The organism is Streptomyces sp. ST2-7A, from assembly GCF_021390475.1.
Classification (GTDB): Bacteria; Actinomycetota; Actinomycetes; order Streptomycetales; family Streptomycetaceae; genus Streptomyces.
Map to the genome: position 1 here is coordinate 59,206 of NZ_JAJUWS010000024.1, position 15,352 is coordinate 74,557.

The following is a 15,352-nucleotide window of genomic DNA, read 5'->3' on the forward strand; positions in this document are numbered from 1 at the left end:
CGAAAAAGCTCCTGGTGAGGGTGGCGGTCACGTCACCGCACCCGCGACGACCCCTCGAAGGAGCACCCGCGTGAGTCACAGGGCCGAGTACATCTGGATCGACGGCACGCAGCCGACCGCCCGACTGCGCTCGAAGACCAGGATCCTGGCGGACGGCGCGGAGCCCCCGGAGTGGGGCTTCGACGGCTCCAGCACCAACCAGGCCGAGGGGCACGCCTCGGACTGCGTCCTGAAGCCGGTCTTCGTCTGCCCCGACCCGATCCGCGGCGGTGACGACAGGCTCGTGCTGTGCGAGGTGTACGACACCGACGGCACCCCGCACGTCAGCAACACCCGGGCCCGGCTGCGCCCGATCGCCGAGAAGTACGCCGCCCAGGAGCCGCTCTTCGGCATCGAGCAGGAGTACACCTTCTTCGAGGGCGCCCGGCCGCTGGGCTTCCCCGCCGGTGGCTTCCCGGCCCCGCAGGGCGGCTACTACTGCGGCGTCGGCGCGGACGAGATCTTCGGCCGCGAGGTCGTCGAGCGCCACCTGGACAACTGCCTGAAAGCGGGTCTGTCGCTGTCCGGCATCAACGCCGAGGTGATGCCCGGCCAGTGGGAGTTCCAGGTCGGCCCGCTGAGCCCACTGGAGGTCTCCGACCAGCTGTGGGTCGCCCGCTGGCTGCTCTACCGCACCGCCGAGGACTTCGGTGTCTCCGCCACCCTGGACCCCAAGCCGGTCAAGGGCGACTGGAACGGCGCCGGCGCGCACACCAACTTCTCCACCAAGGCGATGCGCGAGGGCTACGACGCCATCATCGACGCCTGCGAGTCGCTGGGTGAGGAGGGCAAGCCGCTGGAGCACGTGAAGAACTACGGCGTGGGCGTGGAGGACCGACTCACCGGCCTGCACGAGACCGCGCCGTGGAACGAGTACAGCTACGGCGTCTCCAACCGCGGCGCCTCGGTCCGCATCCCGTGGCAGGTCGAGCGGGACAAGAAGGGCTACATCGAGGATCGCCGCCCCAACGCCAACTGCGACCCGTACGTGGTCACCCGTCTGATGGTGGACACCGTCTGTACCCGCCTGGAGAAGTCCGGACTGGTCTGATCGGAGCCCACCGGGCGGCGAATCGGCCGCCCCTCCGACCCCCGGCCGCGTCGGCAGCTCGCGCGGCACGGGAGCGATGAAGGCGCCCGTCCCCTATCGGGGGCGGGCGCCTTCGGCGTGTCCGTCGTCGGAACCCACCCCACCCCATCCGGGAACACCCCCGTCCGCGAACGCGCCGCCCCGGAGGGCCCGTCGTTCCCGGGTCTTCCCGAACTCACCCCGGGCAACCGCTCGTTCGCCCGAACCTCACTCCCCACACACCCGGATTCCAGCCCAACTGCCTTAATCTGAAGCCGTTTTGCCTGTTGTTCTGCCTGTCACAACACCCGTGCGCCGATCGGGCACGGGCCTCACCCCACCTCCGAGAGGCGACAGCGCATGCGCACCGACCGGACACCCCGGCACGGCTCCCCCACCGCTTCCCCCACCGGCTCCCCCGCCCCACCGGACACCCCGCCCGCCCACGCGGCCCGGCACCCGCTGCGCGCCGGCGCCGGCGTGCTGATCGCCCTCCTGGCGCTGCTGCTCCCCGCCGCGAACGGTCTCCCCTACGACGACGCCACCGGCGTGGGCGTGCACAACGCCTATCAGAAGTCCACATTCACCCATTTCGCCGACGCCCTGGACTCCGGTGCATCGATGCTCGAACTCGACGTGTGGACCAACTTCTTCGGCAGTGGTTGGCGGGTGTCCCACGACAATCCACTCGTCAACGACAACAACTGCGAGAACGCGCGGAACCCCTCCCAACTGCGCACCCGCGCCCGCAACCAGAGCCTGGCCGGCTGCCTGAACGACCTGCGCGGTTGGCGACAGGCCAACCCCAGGCACCGCCCGATCCTGCTCAAGCTGGAGATGAAGGACGGGTTCGCCGCCAACCTCGGCCGGGGCCCCGCCCAACTCGACGCGCTGATCGAGGACATCCTGGGCGACGCCGTGCTGCGCCCCGCCGACCTGCGCGGCGCGCACGCCACCCTCGACGACGCCGTGCGCGCCGACGGCTGGCCCACCCACGAGTCGCTGGCCGGACGCGTCATCATCCACCTCATCCCCGGCACCCTCGAGGAGGGCAACCCGCTGGACACCCTGTGGACCGACGTGGAGTACGCCCGCCACCTGCGCGATCTGGCCGCCGCCGGGAACCTCGGTCGCGCGATGGCCTTCCCCGCCGTGCACCGGGCCGCCTCCGGTGACCCGCGCACCCGATACGCCGAGACCTCGATCCGGCCCTGGTTCGTGGTCTTCGACGGCGACGCCTCCGCCTACGGCTCCATCGACACCTCCTGGTACTCCGCCCGCAACTACCTGCTGGTGATGACCTCCGCCCACGCCGTGGCGCCGGCGATCTCCGCCACCAACCCCACCGAGGCGCAGGCCCTGGACCGGGTGCGGCTGCTGTCGGGGCGGCACGCGAGCGTCGTCAGCTCCGACTGGGCCCGCCTGCCGGGTGTCCTCTCCACCGTCGTACCGCGCGGCTGATCCCGCGGGCACCTCCGCCGGGCCTCCCGCCCCGGACCACCCGTGTGAGCGCGGGTGAGGCGGCCCGGCGGTACCGCCCGGCACCTTCACCGCGCGGCCTCCGTCCCACCCGCCTCACCCCATCGGGGGAAAATCGGCGGGGGACGGTGACATCCCGTCGATCCACTCGTTCAGCCGGGCGTGTCTCCCACCGATGCTGCCCCGACCGCCTCGACCGTCCCGCCCGCCCCACCCCGCGGCGCACCGGACCGCGACCCGGCCCGGCCGACCGCGGAGGTCGGCCCGGAGAGGGCCGCGGCGGCGATCGTCGAGCACTACGGCCGCCTCGTGCGGCTCGGTTACCTCGTGCTGCCGCCCGCCCTCGGCCGTCACCGCGGGGTGATCGTCGCGCACGGCATCACCCAGGCCGCCCTGCCGCGCGGCCGGGTCGGACGGGTCGCCGGGGCCGTCCCCTCCCCCCGCTCCGCCGCCGGCGCGGCGCCCGACGACCCGGCCTACGCGTACGCGCGGCTGCGGGTGCTGCGCGCCGCGCTGGACGTCGGACGCCCACTCCTGATCGCCGGACGGGAGTTCCCACTGCTCGCCCGGCTGTCACCACGACGCACCGGCGGGGCGTTCCCCCGGGTGATCGGACTACGGCTCCTCCCCCGTGCCGACGGAACCGCCGAACCGGCCCTGGAACGGGAGTTGGGCACCGCCGCGCCCTGCACCCGGGCCGCCTTCGCCCTGCGACACCTCGAAGGGCTGAGCCCGGAGGCCGCCCGGGGGCTGCTGGAGGAGGCCGGGGTCGAGGGGAACATCGCGCGGGCCGCCGTGCGCGCGGCCGACGCCCTGGTCGGGCGGGCCCTCGGCGAGGAGCGGGACGGGGCCGACCCCGACGCCCCGGCGGGACCGAGGGAGATCACCCCCGGGGCCCTGCCCCTGCCCGACCCGTGTGTGTTGCGGGCGGGGCCGACCGACCTGCTGCGTCGCCGGCGGCACACCCGCACGGCGCTCGTCTCCGCCGGCGTGCTGGCCCTGCTCGCCGGTCTGATGGCGGTGCAGCCCGACGGCGGTGGGAGTGACCGGGCCCCCGGCGCGGCGGCCGCCGATCCCTCGCTGCTGGTGCGCGCGGAAGCCGGCGCCTGGGAGCGGGCGGGACGACTCGACTTCACCTCCTGGCCCGCCCGGGGACCGGCCGTGCGGGACCGGGAGTTGCTGGACCGGGTACTGACCGCCTGGACCTCCCCCGACTCCCGGGTGACGATCTCCACCACCCGGGGCACCGACCCCGGTCCCCCGGCCGGTCCGCCCCGGCTGCTGTACGCCGGTGAGGTGGACGGCGCGGTCGTGGTGCTGATGCACGACGGCCTGCGGTTGATGCGCTACGCCGAGGCGGCGGGCACGGCCGGGGGCCCCGCCGTACTGGACCTGGCCCGCACCGATGGGGCGCAGGCGGCGATGGCCTCGGTCGTCGTCCTCAACCGGGGCGGGGGCACCGTCCGCTACCTCACCGCCCCCTGGGTATCCGGCGCTCTGGTGCGGGACCTGCGCGAGACCGGGGACGACGGGCGTCCGGCGGTGGTGGACGAGCACGGCGCCACCGACGCGCTCCCGACCCCGGCCGGGGACACCGAGTGCGGGGCGTACCCGGTGCTGGAGTTCACCACCGCCGATCCAGCCGGTCGTGGCCCGTACCTGTTGGCGGATCTGGGCGAGTTGACCCCCGCCCTGCTGACCACCGGAGGACCGGAGGCAGGCCCGGAGGGCGCGCCGGACGAGCGGGCCCGGCAGGTGTGGGCGTCGACCGCCTGCCACCTGTTGACCGTCGCCGGTTCCGGTGTGCGGACGGTGGGGGTCTGGGAGTTCGCCCGGCAGGAGTTGCCCGGCGGCGAGCGGAGCGCGAGCTGGGTGTGCACCCGGGCGGACACCTGGCGGACGGCGGGCTCCCACACGCTGGTGCAGTTCCAGCCGCCGCGCCCAACGGAGAGGTCGGGCGGGGACGGCGACACCGGGGACGAGTCCGGACCCGCCACGCCGGGGGCGGTCGTCGCCCGCGCCGAGGACGGACCGGAGTGCGGGCCGCGCTCGCCGCACGTCCTGGCGGGCGGGCTGTGGCAGGCGCCGGACGGCGAGTGGTACCTGTTGGCCGCCGGCAGCGAGGAGGTCGTCCGGATCTCCGCCGCCGGCGGGGTGACCGGCGAGGTGACGGGCCGAACCATGATCCTGCCCGCCGAACCGGGTGTGGAGACCGAGCTGACGGCCCGGCTCGAGGACGGCGACGGGCTGAGGGCCCTCGGGGTCGGCTGACCACGGCCCGGTTCGCGGTTCCGGTGTCCGGTGCCCCGGTCGTGCGGAGTGTTCCGCGCGACCGGGGCACCGGTGTGCCCGCCCGGCACGCCACCCGGCCGTCGCGCCGGGGGCGCCCGGGAGCGGGACCGCCGCACCGAGTGCTCACCCCCGCGTCGGCGAGAGTTCGCCCACACGGTCCGGCGGGACGCGGCGGGGTGCGGCACGGTGTTACCGCCTGGTACCACCCCACCTTCCGCGTACGGGTCCTCGAAGGAGTACTGATGGAGCGCCGCACCCTTCTCCGCGTCGGCACGGCGGGCGCCGGGGCCGTCGCCCTGGCCGGAGGTCTCTGGCAGGGAGCCGCCCGGGCCGTCGCCCCGGGGGCCGGCACCACCGCCGCCGCCGGTCCCTACGGCCCCCTGCTCCCGCCCAACAGCCTCGGTGTCGCACTCCCCGAGGGTTTCTCCATCCGCGTGGTCGCCCGCTCGAGCCAGTGGGTGCGCGGCATCCTGTGGCACCCCGCGCCGGACGGCGGCGCCTGCTTCCCCGACGGCGACGGCTGGATCTACGTCTCCAATTCCGAGGTGCCGCTGGTCGGTGGCGTCTCGGCACTGCGGTTCACCGCCGACGGCGTGATCGACCGGGCCTACCGGATCCTGTCCGGCACCACCCTCAACTGCGCGGGCGGCGCCACCCCCTGGCACACCTGGCTCTCCTGCGAGGAGACCTTCCGGGGGAAGGTCTTCGAGACCGACCCCTACGGCAACCGGTCGGCGGTCGCCCATGAGGCGATGGGTCGGTTCAAGCACGAGGCCGCCGCCTGCGACCCGGATCGGCGGGTGGTCTACCTGACCGAGGACGAGAGCGACGGCTGCTTCTACCGGTACGTCCCGGACACCTGGGGTGACCTCTCCCGGGGGCGACTGGAGGTGCTGTGCGAGACCTCCGGCGGCGGGGTGCGGTGGGAGCGGGTACCCGATCCCACCGGACCGGTCTTCGGTCGGCAGACCCGCAATCAGGTGGCTTCGGCGCTGCGCTTCCGGGGCGGTGAGGGCTGCCACTACCACGCGGGGGTCGCCCACTTCACCACCAAGGGCGACAACCGGGTGTGGGCGTACGACGCGGAGGCCGGCACGCTGTCCATCGCCTACGACGCGGACGGGTCGCTGGACGGGGTGGACAACATCACCGGTACCGCCGGCGGCGACCTGTACGTCGCCGAGGACGGCGGCAACATGGAGATCAACGTCATCACCCCCGAGGGTGTGGTGGCGCCGATCATGCGCATCGACGGTCAGAACCGTTCGGAGATCTGCGGCCCGGCGTTCTCCCCCGACGGCAGCCGACTGTACTTCTCCTCCCAGCGCGGCACCGCCGGCGATCCGGCCGGCCTGGGCGGCATCACCTACGAGATGTCGGGCCCCTTCCGACGCTGACCCCGGGCTCCGCGTCCGGTCGGTCGCGCGCAGGTCCCCCGGAGGGTCCGGGAGAGCGCGCGGCCGACCGGGCCCCGATAGCAGAGAGCGCGGGATGTGCAAGGGGGGCACGCGTGGGGTTCCGGTGCACGATCGGCGGGAGCCCCGCTCCCGATCCGCACGCGCTACGCGCGTCAACCACCCCCGGGGAGGGGGATGTCACTTCTCGGAACACCGGGGGCGCGACCTCTCGGCCGGGACGGATCGGTCGAGGCCCCAACCACACGGCCGCGTCGCGCCCCGGCCGTGCACGCCACGGCACAGGAGGAGCCCCCGACCACGGGGAGACGAGGAGACACGCCATGCGCGAACGGATCGGACCTTCCAGACGCGGCCTGTTGGGGGCCGCCGCGGCGGCGGTGGGGGGAGCGGCGGCCCTCGGGACGGTCGGCACCGGCTCCGCCCGGGCCGCCGCGCCGGCCACCGGGGCGGACCCGACGGTGGTCGACCACCCCGACCACCCCGCCGCCCGGTGGGCGGGGCCCGGCGCCGCCGAGGTGGAGGCGGAACCGCTGAACGCCTCCGTGGGGTGCGGCCTGTCGGCCGGGAGGGGGATCTGAGGTGGCCGTCTTCGTCAGCCGCGCCCAGTGGGGGGCCAGGGCCCCGCGCAGCCGCAGCACCAACATCACCCCCGGCAACGGCGGGGTGACCGTGCACCATGTGGACGGGGTCCGGGTCGCACGGGGGAGCCACACCGACTGCGCCTCGCAGGTGCGCGGGATCCAGAACCACCACATGGACACCAACGGGTGGCAGGACATCGCCTACAACCACCTCACGTGCGTACACGGTTACGTGTTCGAGGGGCGCGGCGAGGGCATCCGGTCCGCCGCCAACGGGACCGACTCCGGCAATCAGAACTGGTACGCCGTCTGTGGCCTGGTGGGCGGGAGCGCGAGCAACTACGACACCATCACCAACGGCCTGATCGACGCCTTCCACCTGGCGATCTCCCGGCTCCGCGCGCGGGGCGGGGCGGCGAACGGCATCAACGGTCACCGCAACCACACCTCCACGGCCTGTCCGGGCAACCTGTACGCGCTGGTGACCGATGGCCGGTTGGACCCGGGTGGCGGCGGGGGCACCCCCACTCCCCCGCCCTGGCCGGGGGTGTACTTCCGCTATCCGCCGGTGACCTCGCACTCCTCGGTGCGCACCTGGCAGCAGCGGATGCGCGACCGCGGCTGGAGCATCACCGTGGACGGGCACTACGGCGCGGGGTCCCGGGAGGTCTGTCTGGCGTTCCAGCGGGAGAAAAGGCTGACGGTGGACGGCATCGTCGGTCCCGCCACCTGGGACGCCGCCTGGACCGCCCCGATCACCTGACCCGGTATCCCCGGAACGGACCGTGCCCCCGGCGCCTCGAGCGCCGGGGGCACGGGATCGGCCGCCCGCTCCCCGCCGGTTGACCGGCGGGGAGCGGGCGGCCTCACCGGAGGGTGAACACCGCCGTGGTGCGCGGCGGGATCTCGAAGTTGCCCTGCTCCGCGTCGAAGCGGGCCGAGCGCACGACCTCGTCGGAGCCCTCCGCCTGCACCGGGTGCGGGCGGTAGTCCTTCCCGACCAGCGAGGGGTGGTGCTGGTGCTGCCGGTGCGGGGTGGTGTTGAAGACCACCGCGAGGTCACCGACCTCCATCACGATGACGCCGGGGATCTCCCGGTCCGTTCCCGAGAGCGGGAAGGAGACCGCCTCCTGTACCTCCTCGGTGGTGCGCAGCCGGAAGGCGTCCTCACCCGAGCGGATCCGCAGCAGGTCGCGGTAGGCGTCACCCGCCGCCCGGATCTCCGCGCAGCCCACGGTGAGGTTCGGGTGGGTCAGCAGCGGCTCCGCGAAGGGCCACTTGGCCTCGTTGTCCCACGCCGGGGGCAGGCCCCGGCCGAAACCGTTGCCGTCCCGGCAGTCCCACTGGATGGCGTTGAACCAGTCACCGGAGTTGTAGGAGTTGCGGTCCAGGGACTTCGAGCGCAGCAGGTCCGTGCCCGCCTGGCCGAAAGCCGGGCCCTGGGAGAACAGGGCGGTGGACTGGGCGACGACCTGGGCCCGGGCCCGATCGGCCGGGGAGACCCGGTCGGGGAGCTTGTAGGCCAGGGCGTCGAACAGCGTCTCGTTGTCGTGCTTGTCGACATAGGCGACGGCCTCACCGGGTGCGGCGGCGTACCCGGCGGGTGAGCCGTTGTAGTCCACCTCCGCACCGGTGACCCGCTCGCCGTCGCTCGCGATGAAGGAGTAGTCGGCGAGGTTGCCGGTCAGGCCGACCTTGACGAGGTCCTGGTAATTCAACAGCCGCTCGCGCTGCTCGGCCTGCGTGCCGTTGGCCGGCGACCCGTTGGGGTCGCTGTACAGGCCGGAGGCGAAGCCCTGCACGCCCGGGTCCTCGTCGAAGGGGCCGCCGCCGCGCACGGCGTCACGGGCCCGGTCGGAGAAGGTGGCGATGCCGGTGCCGGCCATGTTGGCCTGGGTGGCCTGTTCGAAACGGGCGTTGTCGGCGACCTCCCCGAAGTTCCAGCCCTCGCCGTAGAGGATGACCGACTTTCCGTCCACCCCGTGCCCCTCGACCGTGAGGGCGTCGAGCGCCTTGCGAACGTCGAGGAGGTTCTGCTTCGGGTGGTGCCCCATGAGGTCGAAGCGGAAGCCGTCGATCCCGTAGTGCTCGGCCCACGACACCACCGAGTCGACGACGAGCCTGCCCATCATGGCGTGCTCGGGCGCGGTGTTGGGGCAGCAGGTGGAGTCGGCGACGGTGCCGTCGGCGAGCAGGCGGTGGTAGTAGCCGGGCACGACGCGGTCGAGGATCGACTTGTCGTCCTGGCCGGAGGCGAAGGTGTGGTTGTAGACCACGTCGTTCACCACCAGCAGGCCGGCGGCGTGGAGCCCCTGCACCATGCGGCGGTACTCGACGATGCGGGCGGTGCCCTCGGGGTCGGTGGCGTAGGACCCCTCGGGGACGTTGAAGTGCACGGGGTCGTAGCCCCAGTTGTAGGCGTCCCGGTCACGGACCTCCGCCACGCAGGCCTGCTGCCCCGGGGAGTCGGCGGGCAGGGCGGCGAGGTCGCAGTCGGGTTCGCGCCGGTCGGCGGCGCGCTCCGGGACGGAGCCGATGTCGTAGGTGGGCAGCAGGTGGGCGTGGGTGGTGCCCGCCTCGGCCAGCCTCCGCAGGTGCTGCATGCCGTGGCTGCCGTGCTCGGTGAAGGCCAGGTACTTCCCCTTGTTGCGGGCCCGCTCGTCGGCGACGGAGAAGTCGCGGACGTGGATCTCCTGGATGGTGGCGTCGGCGAGGTCGACCGGCTCGGGGGCGTTCCGGTTCGCCCAGCCCCGCGGGGCGAGGGCGGGGTCGTTCAGGTCGACGATCAGGCTGTACTCGGAGTCGGTGGTCAGACCGACCGAGTAGGGGTCGGTGACCTTGTTGGTGACCACCGCGCCGGCCTCGGGCGCCCAGACGGTGACGTGGTATCGGTAGGACTTGCCGTACCAGTTCTTCTTCCCCTTCACCGACCACACGCCGGTGGCGTCGTCGCGGGTCATGGGGACGAGCTTCTTCCCGTCGCCGTCCAGCTCCAGGGCGACACGCTGCGCGGTGGGGGCCCAGACGGAGAGCACGGGGTCGCCCCGGTGGCCCTTCTTGTCCCCCTTGCCCTTACCGGCGGACTTGCCGGGCGACTTCGCGTCGGGGAAGGTCGGGCCGAGGCCGGCCTCCAGTGCCCCCTCCGCGTACAGGTCGTCCAGGACGCCGGGGATCTGCACCCCGGTGAGCCGGGTCAGGGCACCGTTGGCGGCCCGCTCGGAGGCGAGCAGTTGGGAGCGCAGCGCCTCCTCGATCCGGTGGGCGTCGCGCGGGTCCACCCGTAGGGCTGGCTGGTCGGCGAGGTGCGGGAAGCGGTCGCGCTGCTCGTCGGTCAGCTCGGTGGGGATGAGCCGGATCCACTGCCCCTGGTCGGTGAGGGCGCCCTCCTCGAGTGCGATGGCGCCCTCGGGGTGGTACAGCAGTTGGCGGCTGCCACCGGGCGGCACGGTACCGGGCCACACGACGGTCCCGGCGTCGATCCAGTGGGCCCGGGCCCGTTCGGGGTTCAGGTCGGGGGCGGCTCCGCCACTGGGCAACAGGGGGGTCTCCTCTCCCGACACGAGCCACACCTCGTGGCCGACGGCCCTCAGGTCGAGGGACTGGTCGGCGGGCAGGTCCTTCTCGTCGCCGCGATGGATGATGTAGCTCAGCGAGGTCGCGCCCTCGGCGAGCGGGATCTCGTAGACGGCGCCGAAGGAGTCCACCTCGGAGGCCGGGACGGGCCGGCTCCAGTCGGTGGGCTCGGCCGCGCCGGTCCACACGTGCACTCCCCATCCATCGTAATCACCGTCGGGTCGGTGGTACCGCAGGACGGCGCGCGACTCGTCGGCGGGCGGGTACACACCCTCGGGCGCCTCGATCAGCGCCTCCGGCTCGCCCTGCTCGACCCAGACCTCACCGGTCTCGGAGAGGTCGATGACCCGGTCGAGGTCACCGTCCTTGGTGCCGTCGCCGTCCACGATCAGGTAGCCGACCTCGGAGGCGTCGGGCGCCAGGCGGACCCAGGCGAAGGCGCCGAAGGCGTCGCGGCCGACGAAGGGCCGGCCCTTGGGCCAGTCCTCGAAGCTCTCGCTCTCGTGGAGGTCCCCCCACGCCCACAGCGACCAGTCGTCGTAGTTCCCATCGGGTCGGTGGTAGTGGACGACGGCCCACTCCCGGCTCACGGCGCGCGGCGCCTGTTCCGGGGGCGGGGTGCCGGCGGTGGTATCCGCGCCGGTCGCGGCCGTGGTGCCGGAGGAGTCCACGGCGATCGCGCGGTAGCGCAGCGGGGTGCCGGCCGGGGTGCCGGCGGGGACGGTGTGCGTGACGCGGTGCGGCGGGGCGTCGGAGACACCGAGCACCTCCCAGCCGCCGTCGCCGACCTGCGCGGCGAAGGCGACGCGGTTGAGCGCGCCGCCGGTGACCGCGGCGGAGAGTTCCACGACGCCGTGCGCGCCGGCGTCGGGCGCGGTGAGTTCGATCACGGGCGCGACCTGCGGGTCGGGGAGCGGTCGGTCGGCGCGCAACACCACGGTGGACAGGGCGGGCACGGTGAGCTCGACCACGCCGTCGGCGTCGGCGGTCACGCCGGCGCCGGGGCCGGCGGCCTCCCCGTACAGCACCTCGAACGCGGCGTCCGGGGTGTCGGTGGGCACGGTGACCGTGCGCTCGCCCTCGGCGTTGTTCGCGGCGACCAGGTACTCCACCCGCTCGTCGGCGTCGGTGCGGGTGTGGGCCCACACGCCGGCGCCGTCCTCCGCGTACCGCTCGGTCTGTGTGCCGTCGCGCAGGGCCGGGTGCTCGCGGGTGAGGACGGAGAGGTCGGCGATCGCCCGGTACAGCGGGTGATCGGTGTCGTGGGCGTCCTCCGCGTGGGTGCGGTCGGTGCCCAGCTGCGGGTCCCGGAGGTACAGCGGTGTCGTGGAGCCGAAGAGCGTGGCACGGGCGGCCTTGTCGCCGCCGGAGCCGGTGAAGCCCTGCTCGTCGCCGTAGTAGATCACCGGGTTGCCCCGGGAGAGGAACATCAGCTCGTGCGCGAGGCGGGAGCGACCGAGCAGTTCGGCGTCGTCCGCGTCCGGGTTGTCGGCGCGCAGGAAGTGCCCGATCCGGCCCATGTCGTGGTTGCCGAGGAAGGTGACCGACTGCTGGGCGTTGGTGTCGACGGTGGTGTAGCGGTGGTCCTCGCCGAAGAGGGCGGAGAGGCGCTTCGCGGAGCCGCCCTGCGAGGCGAAGGACCGCGCGGCCTCCTGGAAGCCGAAGTCCAGGGTGGCGTTCAGGCCGCCCTCGGTGACGTACCGGGCCTTCTCCGCGACATCGGAGGAGTACACCTCGCCGAACATGAAGAAGTCCTCGTTGCCGAGGGAGGCGGCGTGCTCCTTCATGGCCGCGGACCAGCGGGTCCAGAACTCCATGTTGACGTGCTTGACCGTGTCGATCCGGAAGCCGTCGATGCCGAACTCCTCGACCCAGGTGCGGTAGATCTCCACCATGCCCTCGACGACCTCGGGGCGGGCGGTGAACAGGTCGTCCAGGCCGTGGAAGTCGCCGTACAGGGAGCTCTCGCCGGCGAAGGAGGAGTCCCCGCGGTTGTGGTAGAGCGTCGGATCGTTGAGCCAGTCGGGGACCTTGAGGTCAGCCTCGGCCTCCGTGGTCACCGGCGTGTACGGGAAGGAGTCGGCGTCGAGGGCGGGGAAGTCCCCGGCCTCCCCGCCCGCGTGGTCGAGGTCGTCGAAGGGACGCCCCTCGGTGTCGAGGTACGGGAAGGCACCCTTGGAGAGGTAGTCGTGGACGCCCTCGGCGTGGTGGATGACGTCGGCGGTGTGGTTGGTGATGACGTCGAAGAAGACCTTGATGTCGCGCTCGTGGGCGGCCTCGACCAGTTCGGCGAGTTCCTCGTTGGTGCCGAAGTGCGGGTCCACCCGGGTGAAGTCGGTGATCCAGTAGCCGTGGTAGCCGGCGGAGGCGTGCTCGCCCTCGCCCTGCACCGGCTTGTTCTCGAAGATCGGCGCCATCCAGAGGGCGGTGGTGCCCAGGCCCTCGATGTAGTCGAGGTTCTCGATCAGGCCGCTCAGGTCGCCGCCGTGGTAGAAGCCCTCGTCGTCGGGGTCGTGCCCGTGGTCGAGCGGGCCGCCGGGGATGCCGGCGGTGTCGTTGGAGGGGTCGCCGTTGGCGAAGCGGTCCGGGAGCACGAAGTAGAACTGCTCGGTGGTGAGGGCGTGTCGGGTCGGCTCGGCGGCCAGTTCGGCGTCGGTCGGCGGCGGTGGTGCCGCCTGGGCGGCGGGGGCCGCCACCGCGTGGATCAGCGTCGCGAGGACACCGGCCGCCGTGGCGACGGCCAGACCTCTGCGCGCGGTGGGCGTGCGCAACAGCACGGGGCTGCTCCTCCGGGTCGGGGAACGGGGCGGGGACCGAGCGGCGGAACGGATCGGTCGGGCCACAAGGGCTGGGGGGTGGACGAACACGGGGACGGGAGAGGGGGAACCGAGCTGCCCGGCGGGAGTGGTCCCGCCGGGCGTCGTGTCCGCGCCCCCGCGCCCACCACCGGGGATCCCGTGAGAAGGGGGCGGGCGCGCGGGGGCGTAGGGTCAGTTGCGCCAGGTGTCGTTGAGCGTCACCCGGCCGGAGGACGGCACGGTGGCGGTGCGATTGCTCCCGGATTCCCAGGTCACGTTGCCGTTGGCGTCCCTGCGGATGTACTTGTACTGGAAGGTGGTGCCGGGCGGCAGGTCCAGCTCCAGGCGCCAGATCGGGTAGGTGTCGGCGCTCATCCGGGGAGCGTTGGCAGTGTTCCAGTTGCCCAGCGCGGAGATGTTGCCCGCCACGTGGATGTTCTGGCCCATCTGCGTGGTCGCGTTGACCCCGAAGGAGGCGCCGCCGGTCACCGGGTCCCCACCGCCACCGGCGCCGCCACCGGTACCGCAGTTCCGGGCATCGACGTGCAGGGCGAGGGCGGTGCGGGCGCCGAGGCTCGCGGTGAACTGGCCGCTGCCGTTGACGGTGACCCGGGTGCCGTTCTGGACGTTGCAGTAGTCACCGGCCGGCAGGGAGGTCTGGAAGGTCCGGTTCAGTGTGCTGTTCTCGTGGTTTATGACCACGTGACCGCGGTTGCCCCGCCCGAAGGCGATGGCGTTGTTGCCGTTGGACCACCAGTGGGTGACCGCCTGGCCGCGGGTGGTGTTGCGGAAGCCCACCATGGAGGAGATCTCCTGCCAGGCGTGCTGGCACTTCCACCCGCTCTGGTAACAGGCGGTCACGTTGCCGTTGTTGGGCGGGCCGGCGTCGAAGCCGCTGAACTCGTAGCCGGAGTGCACGTCCGGGCTGCCGTAGGGCCAGGCCAGCATGAAGACGTTGGCCAGGGTGTAGGCGGCGTTGTCCTTGTAGCTGAGGGTGGAACCGTTGCGCTCGGTGTCGTGGTTGTCGACGAAGACGCCGGAGCGGTTGGAGGGCAGGTAGCCCCAACTCTCACCGAAGTTCTGCAGGTTGGCGATCCGGTCGCCCTGGAACATCCGCTTGAGGTCGAAGGCGTAGCGGAACTCCTGCACGTGACCGGCGTTGAGGTACTCCTCGGGCGTGATCGCCTCGCCGGCGCCGTAGATGACCTCCTGGTTCCAGAAGACGTTGCCGCCGTTGACCCGGGCGCGGATCTGCTCCATGTGCCGTGCCGGGATGTGCTTGACGGCGTCCACCCGGAAGCCGGCGACGCCCCAACCCAGCAGGCGGTTCATGTAGCCGGCGATCTGCTGCTGGACGTAGGGGCTGCCGGTGTTCAGGTCGGCGAGGCCGACGAGTTCGCAGTTCTGCACCCGCCAGCGGTCGTTGGCGTAGTCGCTGCCCCGGATGTCCTCGCGGCAGGAGCCGAAGTCGTTGGTGCCGTAGAGGCCGGGGTAGTTGTACTTGGAGTAGGAGGTGCCGCCGGTGCCGGTGCCCGAGCCCGCGGACATGTGATTGATGACCGCGTCCACGATGACGCCGACACCCGCGTTGTTGCAGGTGTTGATCATCGACCGGAACTGCTGCTCGTTGCCGAGCCGGCCGGAGATGTTGTAGCTCACGGGCTGGTACTGGGTCCACCACTGGGAGCCCTGGACGTGCTCCTGGGGCGGGGAGACCTGGACGAAGCCGTAGCCGGCCGGGCCCAGTCGCTCGGTGCACTCGCGGGCGATGGAGTTGAAGTTCCAGGAGAACAGGACGGCGGTCACGTCCTTGTTCCCGGGGGGCGCGGCCTGGGCCGTGGGAGCGCCGAGCGTCACCGCGGCGGTGGCGGCCGCCGCCAGCCCGACCAGGGCGGTGCGCACGGCTCTCCTGACGCCTCTTTCGGACATGGGTCCTCCACGTTGAGGTGTGGGGGGTGCCGTCCCGACGCTGTCCCCGCGTCGGGACGTCCGTGCGGCCGGAAGGCAACGCGCCATGCCCGGAAGGCCGTCGAGCCGTGGAAGGCTCTTGCTGCAAGTGGTTGAACCTTGCGGCAATCTCTTGCAGGGAAGACCGTAGAACGC

General features: G+C 72.7%; 8 protein-coding genes. 6 read left to right on the forward strand and 2 right to left on the reverse strand.

All coding sequences use genetic code 11. The features are described from left to right. Window positions 1-70: 70 nt before the first annotated feature. The 6 genes from glnII (at window position 71) to LZF96_RS15845 (ending at window position 7,641) form a co-directional block, all read left to right on the forward strand. On the forward strand, window positions 71-1,090 hold the full coding sequence (glnII, locus tag LZF96_RS15820; protein WP_233872174.1) for a glutamine synthetase: 1,020 nt from the start codon (window positions 71-73) through the stop codon (window positions 1,088-1,090). Between the two features lie 378 nt (window positions 1,091-1,468). Beyond that, window positions 1,469-2,569 carry a phosphatidylinositol-specific phospholipase C domain-containing protein gene (locus LZF96_RS15825; protein ID WP_233872177.1) on the forward strand — a complete coding sequence of 367 codons (1,101 nt, stop codon included), beginning with the start codon at window positions 1,469-1,471 and terminating at the stop codon, window positions 2,567-2,569. A gap of 180 nt (window positions 2,570-2,749) precedes the next feature. Next, entirely contained in the window at window positions 2,750-4,858 is a 2,109-nt protein-coding gene (locus LZF96_RS15830; RefSeq protein WP_233872180.1) for a hypothetical protein, read from the forward strand. A gap of 263 nt (window positions 4,859-5,121) precedes the next feature. Further along, on the forward strand, window positions 5,122-6,276 hold the full coding sequence (locus LZF96_RS15835; RefSeq protein WP_233872264.1) for an alkaline phosphatase PhoX: 1,155 nt from the start codon (window positions 5,122-5,124) through the stop codon (window positions 6,274-6,276). Window positions 6,277-6,617: 341 nt separating this feature from the next. Continuing rightward, window positions 6,618-6,875: a hypothetical protein gene (locus LZF96_RS15840; RefSeq protein ID WP_233872183.1), complete on the forward strand. Its 258-nt coding sequence runs from the start codon at window positions 6,618-6,620 to the stop codon at window positions 6,873-6,875. Between the two features lies 1 nt (window position 6,876). Next, entirely contained in the window at window positions 6,877-7,641 is a 765-nt protein-coding gene (locus LZF96_RS15845; protein WP_233872186.1) for a peptidoglycan-binding domain-containing protein, read from the forward strand. A gap of 103 nt (window positions 7,642-7,744) precedes the next feature. On the opposite strand, the gene pulA is transcribed toward LZF96_RS15845, so the two are convergent. Continuing rightward, a complete protein-coding gene (gene pulA / locus LZF96_RS15850) occupies window positions 7,745-13,228 on the reverse strand; it encodes a pullulanase-type alpha-1,6-glucosidase (RefSeq protein ID WP_233872189.1) in 5,484 nt (1,827 codons plus the stop codon). A 213-nt stretch (window positions 13,229-13,441) separates the two neighbouring features. Then, window positions 13,442-15,178 (reverse strand): carbohydrate-binding module family 20 domain-containing protein, encoded by a 1,737-nt coding sequence (locus LZF96_RS15855; protein WP_233872192.1) that lies wholly within the window; start codon window positions 15,176-15,178, stop codon window positions 13,442-13,444. Window positions 15,179-15,352: the final 174 nt, after the last annotated feature.

What these genes read in the sequence shown, in the direction of transcription:
- LZF96_RS15840 (WP_233872183.1), top strand. Translation starts at nt 6,618, where the DNA reads ATGCGCGAACGGATCGGACCTTCCAGACGCGGCCTGTTGGGGGCCGCC.
- LZF96_RS15855 (WP_233872192.1), bottom strand. Translation starts at nt 15,178, where the DNA reads ATGTCCGAAAGAGGCGTCAGGAGAGCCGTGCGCACCGCCCTGGTCGGG.
- LZF96_RS15835 (WP_233872264.1), top strand. Translation starts at nt 5,122, where the DNA reads ATGGAGCGCCGCACCCTTCTCCGCGTCGGCACGGCGGGCGCCGGGGCC.
- LZF96_RS15825 (WP_233872177.1), top strand. Translation starts at nt 1,469, where the DNA reads ATGCGCACCGACCGGACACCCCGGCACGGCTCCCCCACCGCTTCCCCC.